Source organism: Coprothermobacter proteolyticus DSM 5265 (genome assembly GCF_000020945.1).
In the GTDB taxonomy this organism is placed as follows: Bacteria; Coprothermobacterota; Coprothermobacteria; order Coprothermobacterales; family Coprothermobacteraceae; genus Coprothermobacter; species Coprothermobacter proteolyticus.
Window position 1 is genome coordinate 264,629 of the sequence record NC_011295.1, and the last position, 19,707, is coordinate 284,335.

At 44.0% G+C, this 19,707-nt stretch carries 22 protein-coding genes; 13 read left to right on the top strand and 9 right to left on the bottom strand.

All coding sequences use genetic code 11. The features are described 5' to 3' along the window. Positions 1 to 6 precede the first annotated feature (6 nt). Entirely contained in the window at positions 7 to 672 is a 666-nt protein-coding gene (locus COPRO5265_RS01240; protein ID WP_012543616.1) for a radical SAM protein, read from the bottom strand. 282 nt (positions 673 to 954) lie between these two features. Next, positions 955 to 1,146: a 50S ribosomal protein L28 gene (rpmB, locus tag COPRO5265_RS01245; RefSeq protein ID WP_012544752.1), complete on the bottom strand. Its 192-nt coding sequence runs from the start codon at positions 1,144 to 1,146 to the stop codon at positions 955 to 957. A gap of 125 nt (positions 1,147 to 1,271) precedes the next feature. Here rpmB and COPRO5265_RS01250 point away from each other — a divergent pair, with 125 nt between their 5' ends. From COPRO5265_RS01250 to COPRO5265_RS01275, 6 genes are read left to right on the top strand one after another with little or no spacing between them, the layout of a single operon-like run. Further along, positions 1,272 to 1,598 (top strand): Asp23/Gls24 family envelope stress response protein, encoded by a 327-nt coding sequence (locus tag COPRO5265_RS01250; protein WP_012544140.1) that lies wholly within the window; start codon positions 1,272 to 1,274, stop codon positions 1,596 to 1,598. A gap of 4 nt (positions 1,599 to 1,602) precedes the next feature. Next, the gene (locus COPRO5265_RS01255) at positions 1,603 to 3,180 is read left to right on the top strand and encodes a DAK2 domain-containing protein (protein WP_012543869.1); all 1,578 of its coding nucleotides are present in this window, start codon (positions 1,603 to 1,605) and stop codon (positions 3,178 to 3,180) included. Continuing rightward, positions 3,177 to 5,558: an ATP-dependent DNA helicase RecG gene (gene recG, locus COPRO5265_RS01260; protein WP_012543452.1), complete on the top strand. Its 2,382-nt coding sequence runs from the start codon at positions 3,177 to 3,179 to the stop codon at positions 5,556 to 5,558. Before COPRO5265_RS01255 ends, recG begins: the two co-directional genes overlap by 4 nt. Before the next feature lie 4 nt (positions 5,559 to 5,562). Further along, positions 5,563 to 6,510, top strand: a complete 948-nt coding sequence (locus tag COPRO5265_RS01265) for a pyridoxal phosphate-dependent aminotransferase (protein WP_012544032.1) — start codon at positions 5,563 to 5,565, stop codon at positions 6,508 to 6,510. Further along, a complete protein-coding gene (locus COPRO5265_RS01270; protein ID WP_012543702.1) occupies positions 6,482 to 7,003 on the top strand; it encodes an RsmD family RNA methyltransferase in 522 nt (173 codons plus the stop codon). Before COPRO5265_RS01265 ends, COPRO5265_RS01270 begins: the two co-directional genes overlap by 29 nt. Before the next feature lie 32 nt (positions 7,004 to 7,035). After that, the gene (locus COPRO5265_RS01275) at positions 7,036 to 7,377 is read left to right on the top strand and encodes an Mth938-like domain-containing protein (protein WP_012544403.1); all 342 of its coding nucleotides are present in this window, start codon (positions 7,036 to 7,038) and stop codon (positions 7,375 to 7,377) included. 24 nt (positions 7,378 to 7,401) lie between these two features. Here the strand turns inward: COPRO5265_RS01275 and COPRO5265_RS01280 are convergent, their stop codons facing one another. The 3 genes from COPRO5265_RS01280 to COPRO5265_RS01290 are packed head-to-tail and all read right to left on the bottom strand — an operon-like array spanning position 7,402 to position 10,503. Beyond that, positions 7,402 to 8,874 (bottom strand): phosphoenolpyruvate carboxykinase (ATP), encoded by a 1,473-nt coding sequence (locus COPRO5265_RS01280; protein ID WP_012543974.1) that lies wholly within the window; start codon positions 8,872 to 8,874, stop codon positions 7,402 to 7,404. 50 nt (positions 8,875 to 8,924) lie between these two features. After that, positions 8,925 to 10,040: a hypothetical protein gene (locus COPRO5265_RS01285; RefSeq protein WP_041735559.1), complete on the bottom strand. Its 1,116-nt coding sequence runs from the start codon at positions 10,038 to 10,040 to the stop codon at positions 8,925 to 8,927. Positions 10,041 to 10,044: 4 nt separating this feature from the next. After that, positions 10,045 to 10,503 carry a COG2426 family protein gene (locus COPRO5265_RS01290; RefSeq protein ID WP_012543955.1) on the bottom strand — a complete coding sequence of 153 codons (459 nt, stop codon included), beginning with the start codon at positions 10,501 to 10,503 and terminating at the stop codon, positions 10,045 to 10,047. 23 nt (positions 10,504 to 10,526) lie between these two features. Between COPRO5265_RS01290 and COPRO5265_RS01295 the strand changes: the two genes are divergently transcribed. Next, positions 10,527 to 10,994 (top strand): hypothetical protein, encoded by a 468-nt coding sequence (locus COPRO5265_RS01295; protein WP_041735560.1) that lies wholly within the window; start codon positions 10,527 to 10,529, stop codon positions 10,992 to 10,994. Here the strand turns inward: COPRO5265_RS01295 and COPRO5265_RS01300 are convergent. Genes COPRO5265_RS01300 through COPRO5265_RS01310 form a run of 3 tightly spaced genes read right to left on the bottom strand, consistent with a single transcriptional unit; the run spans position 10,962 to position 13,811 of the window. After that, positions 10,962 to 11,738 carry an ABC transporter ATP-binding protein gene (locus COPRO5265_RS01300; RefSeq protein ID WP_012544632.1) on the bottom strand — a complete coding sequence of 259 codons (777 nt, stop codon included), beginning with the start codon at positions 11,736 to 11,738 and terminating at the stop codon, positions 10,962 to 10,964. The two genes, COPRO5265_RS01295 and COPRO5265_RS01300, sit on opposite strands and share 33 nt — an antisense overlap. After that, a complete protein-coding gene (locus tag COPRO5265_RS01305; RefSeq protein ID WP_012544035.1) occupies positions 11,738 to 13,237 on the bottom strand; it encodes an ABC transporter permease subunit in 1,500 nt (499 codons plus the stop codon). The genes COPRO5265_RS01300 and COPRO5265_RS01305 overlap by 1 nt, the downstream gene beginning before the upstream one ends. A 52-nt stretch (positions 13,238 to 13,289) precedes the next feature. Further along, positions 13,290 to 13,811 carry an AAA-associated domain-containing protein gene (locus COPRO5265_RS01310; RefSeq protein WP_012543712.1) on the bottom strand — a complete coding sequence of 174 codons (522 nt, stop codon included), beginning with the start codon at positions 13,809 to 13,811 and terminating at the stop codon, positions 13,290 to 13,292. Between the two features lie 186 nt (positions 13,812 to 13,997). Here COPRO5265_RS01310 and COPRO5265_RS01315 point away from each other — a divergent pair, with 186 nt between their 5' ends. Further along, positions 13,998 to 14,699, top strand: a complete 702-nt coding sequence (locus COPRO5265_RS01315) for a flagellar brake protein (protein WP_012544016.1) — start codon at positions 13,998 to 14,000, stop codon at positions 14,697 to 14,699. On the opposite strand, the gene COPRO5265_RS01320 is transcribed toward COPRO5265_RS01315, so the two are convergent. Continuing rightward, a complete protein-coding gene (locus COPRO5265_RS01320) occupies positions 14,678 to 15,025 on the bottom strand; it encodes a methyltransferase family protein (protein ID WP_012544243.1) in 348 nt (115 codons plus the stop codon). The two genes, COPRO5265_RS01315 and COPRO5265_RS01320, sit on opposite strands and share 22 nt — an antisense overlap. Before the next feature lie 39 nt (positions 15,026 to 15,064). Between COPRO5265_RS01320 and COPRO5265_RS01325 the strand changes: the two genes are divergently transcribed. The 5 genes from COPRO5265_RS01325 to COPRO5265_RS01345 are packed head-to-tail and all read left to right on the top strand — an operon-like array spanning position 15,065 to position 19,706. After that, positions 15,065 to 16,171 carry a DUF2225 domain-containing protein gene (locus COPRO5265_RS01325; RefSeq protein ID WP_012544864.1) on the top strand — a complete coding sequence of 369 codons (1,107 nt, stop codon included), beginning with the start codon at positions 15,065 to 15,067 and terminating at the stop codon, positions 16,169 to 16,171. A gap of 2 nt (positions 16,172 to 16,173) precedes the next feature. Next, the gene (locus COPRO5265_RS01330) at positions 16,174 to 16,581 is read left to right on the top strand and encodes a chemotaxis protein CheW (RefSeq protein ID WP_012544538.1); all 408 of its coding nucleotides are present in this window, start codon (positions 16,174 to 16,176) and stop codon (positions 16,579 to 16,581) included. 5 nt (positions 16,582 to 16,586) lie between these two features. Next, complete coding sequence (locus COPRO5265_RS01335; protein ID WP_012544598.1) at positions 16,587 to 18,641, top strand: chemotaxis protein CheA; 2,055 nt, start codon at positions 16,587 to 16,589, stop codon at positions 18,639 to 18,641. Continuing rightward, positions 18,628 to 19,230, top strand: a complete 603-nt coding sequence (locus COPRO5265_RS01340; RefSeq protein ID WP_012543577.1) for a chemotaxis protein CheC — start codon at positions 18,628 to 18,630, stop codon at positions 19,228 to 19,230. The genes COPRO5265_RS01335 and COPRO5265_RS01340 overlap by 14 nt, the downstream gene beginning before the upstream one ends. After that, complete coding sequence (locus tag COPRO5265_RS01345) at positions 19,227 to 19,706, top strand: chemotaxis protein CheD (RefSeq protein ID WP_041735564.1); 480 nt, start codon at positions 19,227 to 19,229, stop codon at positions 19,704 to 19,706. The genes COPRO5265_RS01340 and COPRO5265_RS01345 overlap by 4 nt, the downstream gene beginning before the upstream one ends. Position 19,707 lies beyond the last annotated feature (1 nt).

A 19,707-nucleotide genomic window follows, 5' to 3' on the forward strand; every position in this document is an offset into this window, starting at 1 on the left:
ACGTACTTACCGCCTGAGTACTCTTTTTGCCGCTTTGAATACCCTAGGCATATGCATTCTTACGTAGGATTTTATATCCTCCCAGGCGAACATGTAGCTTTCTCCAATGGAAATAAGAAACCTGATTGGTAGTTTTGGTGAGAGGATAATGTTGTCCATCATTCGGCTGAGTCCAGAGTTTTCACCGTGGCTTCTGTAAAAACGCCTGAGGAAACCAAAATACACGGCAAAAAATGCGACTTCTTCCTTTGAAAAATTGGGCTGGTCAAGAAAAGTGAACTGGGTGTAATCAATGGGAAGTTTCACGTAACCTTTTTCCACACTGATCTTGTAAAGTATGGTTGAGGGGTAAGGAGAAAATACACTCACTATGGAATCGTCAACCTTTATAGAGGCGTTGAGTTTAACCGTGGAAAGAGCTTTTTGTCTGTTTTCTCCGGGTAAGCCCACCATGTTGAACGCAAAAGCGCGTATACCGTTATCGTGCAATCGATCTACGCCTTTCTTTAGGAGCTCGTTGCTAATGGTTCTTTCAAGCACTAACTTACGGAGCTCTTCATCGCCTGACTCCACTCCAAGATACACCTGCTTGCAATTGGCTTCTTTGAGCAACTTTACCCGGTCGTCAGTTAGTAGTTCGACTCTCTCGTCACAGGAAAATGGTAAATTCACACGGCGTTTGTACAGCTTTGTAGAGTGCTGATTTATGCTGTCCAGTTACATTGTCTTGATGTAGAAATCGATAACCCATGGTGAAGTAAATGTGTCGGAAATAATGTGCCAACACCAGTCATTATCGGTACGAGATTGAAGCACTACCTTGTGGGCTTTTGAGGAATAGAAGAAGGACGTTCAAAAAAAGATAAGCCAGCCCTCAGAAGTACATAAGCTTCAGTCAGCTAACCAGGGGCTGGCTTACTTATTGTGTTGGTGTTTCACGGTTTTCCTCTATTGTTAGAGGATCTCTACTTTACCTGCTTTCAAGCACTTTACACACACGTAAGCGGTGCGCACTTTCCCATCTGGAAAACGCCCATGTACACGCTTAAGGTTGGCTACCCAACGCCGATTGGTTCTTCTGTTGGAGTGGCTCACATTATGACCGAACGTGGTTCCTTTTCCACAAACAGAGCAAACTCTTGCCATATCTATCTCCTCCTGATATGCGTTGTGGTCTACGAGTTTTTATTATATCATGTGATTGAGATTCCTGCTTTGGTTCAAGCGAGATTTTGTCGCATGTTAAAATAACAGCCAGGTGGTGGTAAACATTGAAAATAAGAATAAAGGCAAAAGCAATAGCTCAATACTTGTCTAAGGTTATAAAGAGTTGCTACGGGATCACGTCTGTCCCGAAATCTTCGCTGAAAGACTATGCCAGTGGTCTGGTGGGGTTATATGCGTACGATGAAGGCGTCTTGGTTCGCATAAAGGATAATGTGGTTTATGCCACTGTGCATGTGGTAGTGGATCCGCTTAGCCCCATAGCAGCGATTGTGAAGAACCTAAGAGAATCCTTGGATTATGCTTTCAAGAAGCTGTTAATAAAAGACTATGAAGTTGACGTGAAAATACACGTCGCCAAAGAGAGGGCTTAACGTAATGAAAGATCATCTTACTGTGAGGGAGTTTATTTCTGCTTTTGATAGTGGCTACAGTCTGGTTAAGCAGTTGCAGGACGACATAAACGCGCTAAATGTGTACCCTGTGCCAGACGGTGATACGGGGATCAACATGTCCTTGACTTTGGAAAGTGTCGTAAATGAAATCAGGAAAATGGAAGAGGCAGACTTCTCTGAAGTGGGGCACGCACTTATAAAAGCTTCTTTGTCCGGAGCACGTGGTAATTCTGGTGTCATTCTTTCGCAAATACTTAAGGGTTTCGGCAGGGTTTTACAATCCACAGATGGCAGGCGGCTCACCTTATCAAATTTCCTCCTAGCTATTGTGGAAGGTAAGAAAACTTCATACCATGCTGTCATAAAACCCGTTGAGGGAACCATCCTTACGGTCATAAGGAAGATTTCTGAACGTATTGAGACAAAAACTTATCAGTCTTTCGAAGAAGCTTTGCACGACGTAGTTGAGGTGGGCTGGCAAACCGTATTGGAGACGCCAGAGATGTTAGATGTTTTAAAGAAAGCCGACGTAGTTGATGCTGGCGGATATGGTCTTTATGTGTTCTTTGAGGGTTTTAGAGCAGCTGTGGCTGGAGAAACTCCTAAACCTCACCGAGTAACTCAGAGAGTGTCAGAAACGTTTATTAGTGAAAGTGGTTATGGAGAGTATAAGTTCTGCACAGAAGCTTATTTCAAGTCTGACAATATGGATTTTGAGTACGCTAAAAACTTTTTGTCCTCTCAAGGTGATTCCATTGTTCTTGGACAAGAAGGCGGATTGTGGCACTTTCATGTTCACACTAACGAGCCTTTCTTAGTTTTGCAGGAGATGGGCAAGTTCGGAGAGCTCATACAGGTAAAGATTGACAATATGGCGGCCCAAGTGGAAGGCAGATTCCAAGTAGAGGAAAAGCCTTTTGCAGTGGTAGCTGTGGCTCCCTCACCTAAATGGGCTGAGTTGTTTCGTTCCATAAAGGTGGATTTTGTGGTGATGGGTGGTCAGACCATGAACCCTTCAGTGGGACAAATACTCGATGGGGTTAAACATGTTCACAGCAACAAAGTCTACATTTTGCCCAATAATCCAAACATCATTTTGTCGGCAGAGCAGGTAAGAGAATTAACAGATAAAGAGGTTGTTGTCATTCCAACGAAGAATCCTGCACAGGCTGCAGTTGGGCTTTCCTTGTATTTCGGGGTTGAGGATCCGTTGGATGTATTCTTTAAACAGATCCTCGATCATACGAATTTTATCGAGCTTACTAGAGCCACAAAAGATTCGCACGTAGATGGGCTTGACGTCAAAGCTGGAGACTGGCTCGTCCTCTGGGATGATCAGTTGAAAGCAGCTTGCAGCAGATGGGATTGTGTACTTGAAACACTGCAGGAGCTGACCAAGAACTCTGGCTACACCATTGCCAGCATTTTCAAAGGCTTGGATGCGAAAGAGCAAGAGACCCAAACCATGAAAGAGCTTTTTGCATCACTAGGCATGGAAGTTGAAGAATACGACATGGATCAGCCTTTTTATCCTTATTGGGTGCTGGTAGAGAAAAGTTGAAAAGTGAATTACAGAACAAGCTCTCTTTGGCTCTAAAACGTGAAGTGGACAGCAAGTTTGCTGTTACGCAAACCGAAGACGAATGGTTCCACTATGTGGTAGTGGAATATCTCAGTGAGCTAAGAAAGTCTGTGAACACACCTCTTGAGCTTGTCCAAATAGACGAGCTTATTGCGGAGTTTAACCGTTACCCCTTACTCCCTCTATCGGAGCGAAAGAAACTTTGTCAGCATTTAGTCGGCCTTGTGAAAAAGCACTCCAAAGAAGCTGATGAAGGGGGCGCAGGCGTTCAACAGCGTCCATATGAACCAGCTGAACTTTGGGAAGAGCCTGTGAGCAAGTTAAAGGGGGTTGGCAGCAAAGTAGGAGCTTCTTTGGAAAAACTTGACGTAACTACCGTTTGGGACCTTATCCATTATGTGCCCATGAGGTTCGTAGATAGAAGCAAGATACTTAAAGTAAAGCAGCTTCGGACGGGTATTGATGCCACGGTGTTAGGGACAGTGGTGGATGTGAAGTTGCAAAAGACATATCGTGGATACAGATTGCTCACTGTGACCTTGCAAGATGACACAGGCAGGGTTGACTTGGTTTTCTTCAATCAAGAGTTCTTAGCTAGGAAATTCCGCCGAGGTCAACTTGTAATGGTTACTGGTAAAGTTGAATCAAATCATGGACGCTTGCAGCTAACAAATCTTCGCTCTGATTCCTTTGAGGTTTTGGAGCCTGGGAAAGAAATACTGCCCATGATTCCTGTCTACAGAGCTGGAGCAGGAACTACGACTAACACAATAAGGAAGGTAATCTTCAACGCCCTAGATCAGTATTCGCACAAAGTACCTGAGATTTTTCCATATTGGCAAGAAAAAGGTTTTTTAAGTTACCCTGATGCAGTTGAAAAACTGCATCGTCCTGAAAATCAGGCGCAGTTTGAAAAGGCACGTTCTGAAATTGCCTACAGAGAGATTTTTGTACTCCAGGTGCTCCTCGCATTAAGGAAAAAAGTCATAGGTCAAGCACAGGGTATCAGTTTTAGGGTGGAACGAGATTGGATCGAAGAACTAGAGAGAAAGCTACCTTTCACTCTGACGAATGCTCAAAAACGTGTGATTTTAGAAATACTAAATGACATGCAAAAAAGTAAGCCCATGAATAGGCTCCTGCAAGGCGACGTAGGTTCTGGAAAGACCGTGGTTGCCATGTTTGCCATGTTTGTGGCAGCAAAGAATGGCAAACAGTCGGCTGTCATGGTACCCACGGAAGTGCTGGCTTTTCAGCACTACATGGTGTTTTCTCAGTGGGCTGAACAGTTTGGGCTAAGAGTTGGGCTTTTGGTTGGTTCACTATCTGCATCAGAAAAGAGTAAGGTGAAGCGTTACCTTAAGTCAGGTCAACTGGACATCGTGGTGGGTACCCATGCGCTCATTCAGGAAGATACAAGTTTTAAGGACTTAGGACTGGTGATTATTGACGAGCAACACCGCTTTGGAGTTTATCAACGAGCTGCACTGATTAGCATGGATAAAAGCAAACAGCCTGACGTACTAGTGATGAGTGCCACCCCCATACCCAGGACTTTGGTGCTTACTTACTACGGTGACTTGGATGTGTCGGTGATTGACGAACTTCCTCCCAATAGGAAGCCAGTCAAAACCTTTTGGGTTTCAGAAAAGAGGCGTAGTTCCGTTTATGAAGCTGTGAAGCGTGAGCTTGATGAAGGTCGTCAAGCTTACGTAGTAGCCCCTCTCATTGAGGAGTCAGAATCCATCGAGGCAGCGGCAGCTACCAGCCTCTATGAAGAACTGTGCAGTACTTTCCTGAAGGATTACAAAGTGGGGCTTTTGCACGGAAAAATGAACAAAGAAGAAAAGAAAAACGTCATGGATGAATTTAGGAAAGGTTCATTGCAGGTTCTTGTTTCTACCACTGTGATTGAAGTAGGTGTGGATGTGCCAAATGCCACTGTCATGGTTATTGAGGGCGCTGATCGCTTCGGGCTTTCACAACTACATCAACTCAGGGGTAGGGTGGTACGAAGTTCTTATCAAGCTTACTGCTATTTAATAGCAAATGCGAAGACGCAGGAGGCTGTTGAACGTTTGGAATCCATGGTCAAATACAGTGACGGTTTTGCCCTTGCTGAGAAGGATTTGCTTCTTAGAGGACCTGGTGAACTCATGGGGGAGCGTCAACACGGTTTTTCCGGTATGCGTGTGGCTGATCTTATAAAAGACATGAAAATGCTGGAACCGGCTCGTCAAGATGCTGAACGTTTAGTAAGTGAAGATCCAAATTTGGAACGACCTAGTTCCAGTTTCCTAAGACGTTACCTCCTTAAGGAGTTTGGTGACGCCAGTTTCCTTCTGGGTGTGGCTTGAGAAGATGGTAGAAGAGGAAAGTCGACGGCTTCATCTTAACGAAATGCAACTTCCTTTGCCACCAGCGTTGTTCGAAGGTTTGGATTTGGATTGTGTTAGATTCTATCCTCCTGAAGAGCTTGAAGAACAACTGCGCTTACAGATTGCCGACTACGCAGGTGTGGATCCCTCTTTCGTTTTTATTTATTCTGGCATTGATGGTCTTATCGAGCTCATGTACAAGGTGTTTTGGGACAGAGCTTTTCTCATACATGATCCTGCTTACTACGTCTATGAGCATGAAGCATTAAGGCAGGGAATATCTTTATCTAAGGTGAAACTTAGATTCTCTAAGTTGCCTAGCGACTTTTCAGTGCAAGCTCAGGGAAAAGTGACCGTGGTGGTGAATCCCAATAACCCAACTGGAAACATACTAATGGATGAAACCTTGGCTGAGAAACTTCTTTCAAATGTTGAACTGTTGGTAGTTGATGAAGCATACTATGAATTTTCAGGTGTCACCTTTGCTCCCTTGCTTGAGAAATGGCCGAACTTGGCCATTTTCCGTACCTTTTCCAAGGCTTTTGGTCTAGCTGGTGCCAGGGTTGCCTACATGTTGGCGCATCCAAAAACTGTTGGCCTTTTTTCACAGTACTCAGAGGTTTACAGAGTTTCCACTCTTTCACTAATGCTGGCTAAAAATGCTTTAGCAGATACGAGCTATGTAACTGAGTATGTGCAAGTAGTAAAAACGCAGATGGAGCGTTTAATAAATGCCCTGAGCACTCTTCATATCAGTTCAAGACCCAGTGTCTGCAACTTCATTTTGGTGGACAAGGACTTTGCTGAATTCTTGGTTTCAAAAGGTTTTAAAATAAAGTTCTTTGAAAAGTGGGGCAGGCTGACAGTGCCAAGCCCAAGCGTTACGGAAGAGGTGATTGCTCTTGCTGAAAATTACAGGCGGCTCACTTAAGAATTTATCCATGAACCCACCTGATGTGCCTGCTCTAAGGCCTCTTCCGCAAAGAGAACGGCTTGCCCTTTTTTCCATGTTGGGAAATGTGGAAGGAAGCCGCGTCGTAGACCTTTATGCTGGTTCAGGCATTGTCGCTTTCGAGTTCTTGTCCAGGGGAGCAGTAGAGGCTGTTGGCGTTGAAAACAATAGAAAACTGTGCCAGTTTATGCGAACACAGGCTAAAAAATGGAACGTGAATTTGAAAGTGGTTTGTGAGGATGTGTTTCGTTTTCTTAGGCGTCCCCTAGAAGCCGATTATTTATTTATGGGACCTCCAAACCACAAAGGCCTTGTAACAAAGACACTGGATGCGCTTAGCGCTATTGAGTTCACAGGCATTGTCATTATTCAGCACTCCTCCCGAGAGCCATTGCCACCGAGCGTAAAGGTGCTTAGGTCTACTGGTAAAGATGAAAGTGTAGTCGATATTGTTAAGTTAATTTTAGATTAGCGGTATAATTGTTTTACAAAGGGGGTGAGGAGTTGGTTAGCGAAGGTTTGGCTTTTGGGGAAATCGTTATCCAAGGCAAGTCTTATCGAGACGATGTGTTCCTTGGATATGGCGAGCCGCAACCTTGGCAAAGAATAGAACCCCATCAAGTGGTATTGGAGGATGTACAGGAGCTAATTCCTTCTGATGTTTGCTATGTAGTTTTCGGAACAGGTTTCACTGGGCGTATGGTAGTTTCGCCTGTTGTGGCAGAGCACCTCCACAAGAAAGGTATAGCTTGTGTGGAGCAGAAAACGCCACAGGCTTTGGAGACTTACGAGAAGCTCCTAAGCAAAGGCGAAAAAGCTGTGGCGTTTCTGCATTTGGGCTGCTAAACGTCTAACAACTGCCAGTGCTAATTAAATAGATTCCTTTATCTGGTCATAAAGATCAGGGAACTGTTGCAAATGTTTTCTTCGGTCGTTTCTGAGTGCTTCCATCATGTTCTTGTATTCTTCTTTACCATAGATCTTATAAGGGTCAAATTGTGAAAGGTCTAAACCAGGTACTTCTACAGGAATTTCGTATCCCAGATCTTCGTTGTATTGCCACTTTATGGTACCTCTGGCTATGTTTTCCACTATTTTAAGTGTGACTTCAGGTGTAATCTTTATTCCGTCCAATCCACCAATTTTACCTGTGTTCACAATGTACACATCAATGGGATGGTTGCTTAGTATTTCGTAAAGCCTGTTCCCACTTTTTTCTGGTTTGTTTATGATAAATGGGTCGAAACCTACCACACGAGTCGTCTCGCCCACACGTGTGGGGTCATCGGCGCTAGTAATAGTACTCTCACCGAGCATGAAGAAAGCGGCAGCCTGTGCCGGACCTGTGAGTTTACCTACAGGCGGAATATCATAGCGCCTTGTGTTAAATAGGAAGAAATTTACTTGCGGAAGATCGATGCGGTCGCTGGTGTTAGGAATACGCCTTCGGTTTATCACAGCCCGGCCGTTGGTACTTATGCTCATGTTGTCAAAATCTATTTCCCCTTCAGGAGAGACATACACGTTCTCAAGTATGGCATCTTCAGCTAAACAGGCATCTTGAAGTTCTGGTGTGGAGCTTACTGAATCTGTTTTCACATAAAAGTTCTTTTCAGTGCCGTAGGAATTTCCTTTTGTGGTGAGCATGTTAATGTCGTCTTGCAGTATTTCTACGCCCTCCGGTGCCACCAAATTGTGGCTGTTTACGCTTATGGTAGTTTTACCGGTACCTGACAAACCGAAAATTAAGGCACCTCTTTCAGTAAGTTGTCCTTGGGCATTCTTGACTCGGTATATTTTGCTACCTGCATGTAGCCCAATGCCGCCCCGTTCTTCGCGCATTATGTGCATTGCCATTCTCAAACCAGCCATCTTCGATTCTCCATAGTAATCTGAACCAAGAATCATGGTGAAGTGCAAATTAGGGAACACCAATATGCGTCTGTCAGGCCAATCAGGGAATGCAGCAATGTAAATGTCAGGATCTTTTTGCCCCACTGGGTCAAAGTTATTATGAGTCATCATAAAGGCAAGGCGTGCGTATTCCGATGGCACAATATAAAGCTGTCTGAATAAGTTTTCCGGTGACTGCCCAATGTTTCTTTCCACTTTTATCCATTTTCTGGATTGGTAGTGCTGGAAAACCTCTTGAAATAAAGTCTCCAAGTCAGGCGTAATCTCATAGTGATACTCGGTAAACTTGGCACTCCTGGACTTGATTTTCGAGTGATACACCGGGATACCATAACGATTTGGAATTTCATCCTTCTTAGCCATCTGCCGAAGATCAGAAAGCTCAGGGTTCTCCATAAATGAAAAATCGGTAAAGAACTTTTCCCACATGGCGCAGCCTCCTATTAAGTAAAAGTTAATACCTTAACCTTTACTTTACATTATATCAGCTGCCAGCCAAATTCCTCCAGTAGTGCTAGTTCTTTGCTCCAGTCACCTGGTACAAGCACCATGTGGTTGCCAATGCTACGCTTGAATGGGTTCTGCTTTAGCCTCAGCGTGATCTGGGTTCGGCACATGTTTTCCACATGCGGTTTTTCCACAGTTTCTCCTACAAAGTACTTGTATTTTTTGTCTTTACCCATTCTAAACGCTGTGTAAACGCCTTCATGGAATTGTCCATTGATGCCCACGTTGTAGCCTGTTTCAAAATGAGTGGTCAAGGAGTAGCTATCTACTAAATCAAGCGCTATGGTGCAATGAGCAAAGGTATACTCGGGATGGTTTTTGCGTGCCAAGTTTATCATGAAGCCCGGTGTCCCCATTAGCTGATTCGCTATCATCATTGTTACTAGGCTTTCTACATCCCCTTCACAGGCAGCTGGTATTTTCTTGGTATTGAATAGGGAAAGAGATAAGCAGCCTGTTATCTTGAGTTGAACTGCCATATCAAAACATCGGAGTGCAAAAGCGGTCAGCTGGTATTTATCGATAATCTTCTGCAAGGCAGTGTAAACCTTTGTGCCCTTTAGGACTTCCTCTTTCTCAATACCTGAGGACGATGCCTTATCCCAGATTTCATCAGCTAGTGATTCCTGTTCTTGAAGCAAACTATTCAACTCTTCCAAAGGTATTTCCATATAAGGTATCTGTAACTGATTGAGGATGGTGTAATCACCACTCTTTATGAGCCATGAACTGGGCTTACCAATGAGGCCCGCTTTCTGCTGCTTTAAATTTTCAAAAACACTAAGCCACTTAACGTAATTATCTGAAAGTTCACTAACTAAAGGGACATTAAACCCTTGCTCCAAGGCGTAACTTTGAATCTCTAAACTAGCAGCTAGACCATTGGCAGTACCGAAAGGTATGAGGATGACGCCTGGTTTTAAGAAGTCTTTTGCAATCTCTTCGCTTCCTCCACTAAGTACAATCAACGCTTCAGGGTCTTGCGATTCTTCCAAAGCGATCCCGTGAGCGTTAAAGAACTCCGTAGCTTCCTTTTTCATCGATTCCGCTAAGTTCATGATGGGACTTGCAACGAATTTGACTTTCACGTTTTCACCTCGCAATTTGCATAGCAGACCATGTTATGAGCGTAACCACTGTGCAAGCTATTAGCACGCCAGCAGCCAGTGAAGCCCATGCCAGAGGTCTTTTTACTTCTAGTGCTTCTGCAACTACTGCCCCTGTGAATGCACCTGTACCAGGCAATGGAATTCCCACAAAGATGGCTAAGGATACAGCTATACCCGTTTCGTATTGTTTGAATCGCTTTAAGGCGTTTCTCACATAGTTCTCATAGTAATTCCTCAGTTTTGGGTACCTTAGTAGCCAGGACTTGAGTAGCTTTACTCCTTCGTAAACTACTATGCCCATTAATGTGTTACTGAAGAACGCTACTATGAAAACTCCAACTACGGGCAGCCCTGCTAATAATCCGTATGGAATGCTGCCTCGGCATTCCACAATGGGGCTCATAGAAATAAGTGTTAAGTAGATCCATTTATTCAGGTTCACAGTGGCTATTATACAATACTGTTATGGTCAGTCAGGTTAAGGCTTTTATTTTAGCTGTTGTTTTTGCTTTGGGGTCTTTTTTTGGTTATGCAACTTTGGGACCTTTTACTGATTTGGAACGTCAGAAGGCATTTGACTCATATCAAACGTTAGTTGAAGACACTGTAAGGGAGCAGCTAGAGCGCATCTCGTCTTTCACTGGGGAGCACACTGTGGGTCATGACTCACTGGTTTTCAAGGGCGTTGGCTATGCGGATACGGATTTTGAGAGTTACAACATGGTGCTGGAGATGAAAGGGTATGTTGTGGCCAAGTATGAGATTCGTCTAGTTGACGGTAACCTTATGTGCACTTCAACGCTAAGTTCTTATGCTGCATTCTTCAAGGCTCACGATGAAATCAAAATGTCTAGTTTTTCCCTTGCTCCCGCTGGCGAAAACAGCAGTAGTTGTTCACTTTCAACTTTTAATGCGGCTAGACAGAATCATTGAGTAAACTTTGTCTAGGATTTCTTCAAAAGCCTTGTCACGAGAATCACGGGGTCTTGGTAGGTCTACACTTATTTCTCCAATGATGTGACCAGGTCTGGCGCTTAGCACTAAAATGCGGTCTGCCAAAAAAACAGCTTCTTCCATGTTATGAGTAACCATGAGTACGGACTTAAGGGGCAGACGTTTCTCTAGCCACAAATTCACTACTTGTTCTCTGAGGTCCGCTGCGGTTAGTACGTCCAAAGCAGAAAATGGTTCATCCATGAGTAGAATTTCAGGCTCCACTGCCAAAGCTCTAGCTATTCCTACTCGCTGTTTCATGCCACCAGAAAGTTCTCTTGGGTAGGCATCTTCAAAGGAATCCAATCCTACCATGTCGATGTATCTTAGGGCTGTTCTTATCCTCTGGCGTGGGGCTATACCTCGAGCTTCCAAAACGAGCTCTATATTCTCTTGTACAGTTAGCCAAGGTATGAGTGCGAAGCTTTGGAAAACCATGCTCACGTTTGGGTTCGGTTGAGGGTTAGGCTCTCCCTTGTAGAGAACCTCGCCAGTGTATTCATTCAGGATACCACTTATGATTCGCAGTATGGTGGATTTTCCAGAGCCAGAGGGTCCAACCAAACAAAGGAATTCGCCTTCGTCTAAGGTAAAACTAATATCTTCCAATACAGAAAGCTCTTTTCCCTTCTCTTTAAATGTCAGGTTTAAATTTCTAACATCCAATAACGTCACCGCACTCATCACTCCGTTATATTGTACTTTTCCGCTGCTTTGCTGTACCAAGGTCTCCAAAAGAGCATGTTAACCAAAACAATCAGCGCTGTCATGCTTAGCACGATAAGGAGCAGTGCCTTTGTATCAGCAGTTGACTGTACTAGCAGTGCCCCAATACCTGGTATGGAATACACCTTGTCACCAAACTGCACATGCTCAGCCACAATGGAAGCGTTCCATGCTCCTCCCCATGCTGTTAGAGCTCCAGTTATTAAAGGTGGCAGGATAGCTGGAATGAGTATGTTCTTGTAGTAAAGCCAACCTTTTATATTGAATACTTGTGCCATTTCTGTTAACACACCTGGTAAAAGCATGGCTCCCTTGCTCATGTTAAACAATGCATACCAAAATGAGCCTGTAAGTAAAAGTAATATGGACAAAGGCTCCATGTAAGCACGCCCTCCTAAAGCCACAATTGGAGGATAAAAAACAACTGCCGGTATGCTCCCTAGTATAGAGGCCAATGAGTAAATGTTTTGGGCGGCCGCCACGTTTTTAACGCTTCTTATTACAAAAGGTAAAGCCAAGAGGACAGCAATTACTACTGCAGCTACTACGCGCATTGTGGTAACTGTGAGAGCAGCAGGGATTTGTGAAAGAATGTTACTAGGATAGGGAGGCGAGAACAACCAGAAGATAAGATACCCCAGACCTCCTACTAAGGCAGCACCTATTACATAAAAAACGTACTTAGCTACGGCACTCAGTTTCTTAGTGCCTAGGCTAACCAGTTTTACCAAAACGGTATCGACCTTTAAAGCTTTTCCAAAGTCGAAGAGCACGTCTGCCACAGTAGGCCATTCAGGTGCTGTTCCAACAGCATTGTACTGGAACAGCTCGGACCATTTAACTAATGGTCTAAAAATGAGTACTTGAAGCAAAGCGTTTATCAGAACGATGGTTCCAATGCACATGACTACGCCCAAAATGTTGCCTTGCGCCAGGTAATTCATCATGCTAGACCCCAAACCAGGCAATTTTACTTCTTGGCTACCCAAGGTTATAATTTCACTTGCCATCAAGAAATACCAGCCATTGGCCATACTAACACCGCTGTTAAACACGATGGTTGGCACCATGGCTGGCAAATAAATACGTTGGATTGTAAACGTTTTGCTAAAATTGAAAGCCTTACCTACTTCCACTAATTCCCTTGGTAATGTTTTGACTGTCTCGTATACACCGAAGGCGATGTTCCACGCTTGAGAGGTAAAAATAAGAAATATGGCTGCCAGTTCTAAGCCTATACGCTGGCCTCTAAAAACAGCGACGAAGAACGCTATAGCAACAGGGAAGAAGCCTAGTATGGGGACAGACTGAAGTATGTCCAAAATGGCTATCATGATTTTTTCTCTTCTGGGACCCGAGCTGGCAGATACTCCGTAAAAGATCCCAAAAGCCAAAGAAAGAAAATATGCGACAAAAATACGATATGTAGACCACAAAGCAGCTGATATCAGTTGCACACTTCTCTATACCTCCTAGTAAAAACGTTGTTCTAGGTATTATCTATCTAATTCACTCTTCTGCTTGGTCGTTTTGCTCAGGATTGTTTTCTTCGTCTTCCTCGGTTTCCAGGTGGATGGTTTGTTCGTCAGAATCCACCCAGATAAGCTCAGCAAATCTCGCCCAGTCCAAGAGATTTCTAACGAAGTACTTAACTTCTCTTTCGCTGTATTCACCGTCAATAATTCTCTCTAAGTATTCCATGTCGACACTGTGTTCCTCAGATTCTGCCAGTGCCGTGAGCAATTCCACCATATAAGGCAGTTTACTTAGTACCTCGGAAATATAGGTTTTACGCTGTTCCATGTTCTGGTCAGTGAATTGTTTTCCTACTTCTGTGAACACCACGTCTCCGTTATCCACTTCCACCAGATTGAACAGTTGGGCAGTCTCAATGGTGGATATAAGCTCGTCAATATCATGTCCCAATGTCCTTCCCAACTTGTACAAGTCCACATGGCCGCCTTCATCATCCAGGATCTCCAAGAGTCCTAATACTTCGCTAACACGAGCTTTTGGCAATGGAACGTCCATTTTATGCATCAGTCCTCCCTAATTGGGTATATCTACGAACATCTTTACATTTTTTGATTTTACCATGTTAGATAAAGGTTTAGTTCGTGTTGGGTTAAAATAACAAATAGGAGGATAGGGAGGGCGCGGGGCCCGCCTGGGCTCCGCGTTTTACAGTACATCCCTTGTTTTGGAGTATTTATAATTATGGCAAAACGAAAAGAACCAAAAGTGGGCGATAGAGGAATTCTCAGGGTTAGGGAACCGGGGGAAACTGGTGTTGAGTACTATTCTACCCGGATTGAGGACGTGAGGGACGGTTTGATCGCCTGTTCTCAGCCCATGCGCGGTCAGGTTTATGTGAAGATCCTATCTAGTCCAGTGGAGCTTACGTATCTAAAGGGCGATAGTGTCTTTAGTTTGATGTGTGAAGTCATTGAACAGGGCAAAGGCGATCCTCCCTTAATTGTGCTCAAACCAATTAGTGGTATTTATAGGTCCGATAGGAGAGAGTACGTGAGAGTTCCTTGGATGCTTGATGCTGAGTTGTTATTTGTAAAAACGTTTCCTGCTGATGTAAAAAAGTTCTGGGAAGATCATTCCCATGAGTCAGTTCGAGCTGTCATATTGGATCTAAGTGCCGGCGGGTGCCGGCTTTCGCTAGCAGAAGCTTGCATGGTGGGAGAGAAAGTACTGATTCGTTTCACAGTCCCGGAACCAAACCCTGACACTTTTCTGTTACCTGCTCTTATAAAACGTGTTGAACCTGGTAGTGAGCCTGGAGTAACCAATGTAGGTTTGCAGTTTGTTGATGTAAAGGACGTTATTCGAGATAAGCTGTGTAGGTCAGTGTTCTGTAGGCAGAGAGAACTAATAAAGAAAGGCTTTTACGAACTTGAGGAAGAATGACTCTCTTTCCATGCCAGGTACAATGCACCTATTGTCCACACCAGTGCTACTATCCACAGAACAACAGATTCCATGGCCACAGAAACGCCCATCAGAAAAAGTGATGTGCCCAAGTACATGGGGTGTCTCACATAGTCGTAGATACCCTTGCCTTCCTTAGTAAAAACGTAGTGTTCCTCGGCTTTTCCTATTAAATAAGCACCGAAGGCTGTAAAAGCCATACCAAGCGTTACCAGGCTGGGATGCAAACTCTCCTTACCAGAAACTGCAAAACCGAAAACAAGAGAGATCACTAACCACACAGGACTTATTTTTCTAGGCAGCATAAATCGTTCCACCTCATATCATCCTATATAATAGATGACATGGAAGGCGTTTACACTAAAAAGCTCACGTGCCCTGTGTGCAAGAGCGAAGTGTACGTTGCGCGTTTGAAACATGGTGCTTATACCGTTATTTCCAGGGATTCGGACTTGCATCCTTGGGTAAACGGAATTAATCCCATTTATTACGTTGGTGCTGTTTGCGAGAATTGTGGATATGCTGCTTTGGAGTCCCATTTCGAGGAAGTCCCTCCCGATGAGATTAAGAAACTTCTACCTTTACTAGCCAAGAAACGTTTGGCAGGCATAAAAGGTGTGAGGGAAGAAAGAACATGGGAAGACGCTCTGTACGTACTGTCTTCTGTTTTTGAGCAGTACGAGATTAGAAATACTGATCCGTATAACCTAGGCTATGTGGCTCAAAATATCGCCTGGCTGTACAGGGAAATAAAAGACGAAGAGAACGAGCAGGTTTGGCTTGAAAAAGCTCTTCAGTACTATTTGAAGGCCTATGAATCCAGTGCACAGTTACCGTCAACGCTTGGTGAGGCAGGTTTGGGTTATCTTATAGCGGATTTGTATGCAAGGTTAGGCAATTACAGGGATGCTTTACAGTGGGCATCACGAGTGGTGCAGATGCCCAAAAACAGAAAGAAAGTATTGTTCGACCAACTTTCCAGGGAACTATGGCAAGACCTTAGGGAGAAATACAAATCCTCATCTCAAGAGGAGAGAAATTGGCGCACCACTTTGAGGACAGATGTGCAAAGAACCTTGCAGAGTAAGGGAGTTCTAACTACAACAATGGACTCGCTTATTAGAAATGTGGGGCTATGGGCTAGTGGAGAAATTGTTAAGGATTTACAAGATCTTACTAAAGAGGATATCGAGGCTGTGGCTTCTTTCGAGTGGTTTAATAAATTAATAGAGATTAGTTCAGGACATAAAATAATAGGAGACATCCAGTTGGCAAAATTATTGTCCAGTGGGCAGGAAGAACCTGCAGTGTATCTGATGCCGGAACGCTGGCCTGAGCCTCCTGCCATGGTTTTAACGGACCAACCCTTAAGCTCAGGCAAAAAGATTTTGTGGCAAGGGTATGGCTTTCTGAAAGGGAAAGTGAGGAAGTTGTTCATTATGGAGGTGTAGAAGTGGAGGAATATGTTGTATTTACCCTTGGCGACAGGAAATATGCCATAGCACTCTCGAATGTGGTAGAAATACTACTGCCAGGTTCTGTATACCCGATACCGAACAGTGCTGCAAACGTACTTGGCCTTACTAATATAAGAGGCAATATTTTGCCAGTGTTGGATATAAAGCCACTGCTTGGAGAAAGAGAAAATTCAAGCTCTGAATTGAGGCGGCACGTTTGGATACGATCTGGCAATGAAGATATTGTTATCGTGGTGGACAAAGTCGATGGTATAAAGAGAGTTAGCGAGGAGGATGTGGCTCAGCCTCCAGAAGATCTCACTGTAGGGAAGCGCATTAAGAAAGTGATACTGGCAAATAATGATCTCATATTGGTAGTAGATCCTCTGGATTTGGTGGGGTGATCAGTATGGACGATATGAACGAGTACCTTCCCATCTTTCTTCAGGAAAGCTACGACTATATAAATTTGTTGAATAACAACTTGGTTTTATTGGAGCAAGATCCCAGTAATAAACAAGCGTTAGCAGAAGTTTTTAGGGCTGCTCATACACTCAAAGGTATGTCTGCTACAATGGGTTTCCAATTCTTGGCTGATGCGGCACATGAATTAGAAAGTGCTCTACAAATTTACCGTGATACACACGAACCTGTGGATGAGAAAGCTATTGAGCTTGGCTTTCGAGTTCTCGACTATATGGAGAACCAAATGAAAAGAATCGAGGCTAACGAGTCACTTGAGCCGTTTCACGTTACTTCCTCAAATGAGGTAAACGAGAAGGGAAAAAAAGAAACTACCCTTGAGGTTACGTCTAGCTTTGCCTTAGGTGCTTTTGAGGAAGAGGTTGTTCGCGCAGCGTTGGAGCAAGGGCAAAAGGCAGCCATCTTAGAAATCAATTTAGAACAAGGTGTTTTGATGAAGGGTGTCAGAGCTTTCATGGTATTCAAAGCCATTGAGGATTCTGGTTTTGAAGCTATAAGTTCTCAGCCCGATGCAGAAAGTCTTGAAAAAGAAGAGTTCGATCTAGAGTTTAGAGTGCTCGTGGTGGGTAGCGGAGATCTTGACAGCTTAAGGAACAAAATTCTTCGCATTGCTGAAGTAGCTTCTGTGGATGTAATTGAGATCGGTCTCAACGAACAAGCATTTCCCAGTAGTAGCAATGAGCTACGCGAACAAACTTCAACCAAGCAGTCCGATAGCGGAGAAGGGACAAAAAACCCGAACTCTTCAGACAGCTTGGCTCAAGCCTATGCGGCCAGCGCTGCAGCAACAGCAGAAGAAGTTGACCAGCAACAACAGAAAAAGCCCATAAAGAACTATATCAGGGTGCCTGAAGAACATGTTAATAATCTCATGTCTGCTATTTCTGAACTGGTACTTGAAAAAGCTGAGCTGGAACTAGCCATAAAAACGGGAAACGAGGAAGCTCTATGGTCACTGTATGAACGCTTGAGCCGTTCTATTAATTTGGCGCAAGGCGAAATCACGGCGCTACGTATGACTCCTTTGTCTTTTGTATTTGAGCGTTTCCCAAGGATGGTGCGTGATCTTTCCAGAGATTTACAAAAACAGGTTAGGTTCATTATGGAGGGTGGGGACACTGAAATAGACAGAACAATAATCGATCGACTGGGTGACCCGTTAGTGCACCTATTAAGAAATGCAGTAGACCATGGTATTGAAAGACCTGAAGATAGAATAAAGGCTGGCAAGGATCCAACGGGAACTGTTAGATTAAAAGCCTATCATGAAGGCAACAACGTTTACATAGTAGTGGAAGATGATGGTGCAGGGATTGATACTGCGAAGGTTCTTGCAAAAGCTGTGGAGCGTGGTTTGGTAACTTCAGATCAGGCATCTTTTCTTTCTCAAGAAGAAATATTTAGTTTCTTATTCTTACCTGGTTTTTCTACGTCGGATACTGTTTCAGAAATATCAGGGCGTGGCGTGGGTATGGATGTTCTAAAAAACACTGTGGAAGAGTTAGGAGGAACTGTACAAGTGCGCTCAGTTCTCGGTAAGGGGACCACAGTAATTATGCGCTTACCTCTGACCATGGCTATCATTAGTGCTCTGCTCGTAAAGGTGAATGGATTGATCTTTGCACTGCCTCTTTCGGTGGTCGAGGAGATTAGCAATGATGTTGAAGCTGTTAAAGAAACACCGCAAGGGAATGTGCTTTTGCTCAGAGGTGAGCTTTTGCCTGTGTATTCTGTGGCAGGTTTGCTGAATTTACCTGATAATGGACAGAATAACCATATTGTGGTCATAAGGAATGGTCAGAAAAAAGCTGCACTCTTAGTGGCTGAAACAGTTGGCAAACAGGAAATCGTTATAAAACCTTTGAAATCGAGGTTTGTACCACGCTACGTTGATGGTGCTACCTTGTTGGGCGACGGAACAATAGGTTTAGTTGTAAACACATCCATGTTATTGGAGGGCCACAATAATGTCAAAAGATGACTTGTCAAATCCAGTAATACTTGATGTCTTGAAGGAACTAGCTAATATTGGTACCGGTCACGCTGTTACAGCTTTGTCTTCCATGATTGGCAAGTTTGTTGGGATAACGGTCCCAGAGGTCTATTTGGAAAGCCTTGGGAAGGTAGCCAATATACTCGGTGATCCTGAAGAAGAAGTAGCAGCAGTTTATGTGGGCTATCATGGTGAGCTCGATGGAGGTGCCATGGTCATATTTGATGCTAGTTCCACTCATGGTTTGTTTCAGGCACTTATGGGTTCTGATATGGACCTTTGTGATCCCATGGGTTTATCCATGATACAGGAAGTTGGGAATATTTTAGTAGGTTCTTTTGTTAGCGCTCTGGCAACTTTCTTTGGTAGCACCATTTTAGCAGAGCCACCTGGGGTTGCTGTGGATATGCTCGGTGCTGTGTTAAACGTTCTACTTGCTGAGGTGGGGCAACACGCAGATTATCTCATAGTTGCAAAGACTACCATTTCCATTGAAGACGTGAACATTAGGGGTTGGATAGTGGACATCCCCACGCCAGAAAGTTTCAAGAGGATTACTGAAAAGCTCGGGTTATGACTAATATGTTGAATGTGGGCATTGGAGAGATAGCGGTTCTTGACAAGCCTGGGAAGATTGGAGCAATTGGACTGGGTAGTTGTGTTGCTGTCGCCATGTACGATCCCATAGCCAAAGTAGGCGGCATGGTTCATGTTTTGCTACCTGATTCTAGGGGACAAAAAACGGAACTGCCTGGTAAATTTGCTAATACGGGAGTTCCTTATTTACTGAAGCTCATGGAACAAAAAGGAGCCAGAAAAGACAGAATCATTGTGAAAATTGCTGGAGGAGCCTCTTTGATGAATGTTAGTGTGGGCAATTTTGGAGACATCGGTAAAAGAAATATCGAGGCTGTGAAAGAGCAGCTCAATGCTTTGGGACTCCGCTTGCAAGGTGAAGATACTGGTGGTAATGAGGGTCGTACGTTTATTCTGGATTTAGCCACGGGTACCTTTACTGTAAAAACGGCGCGCAGCGGTTTGCGCCAAATCTGAT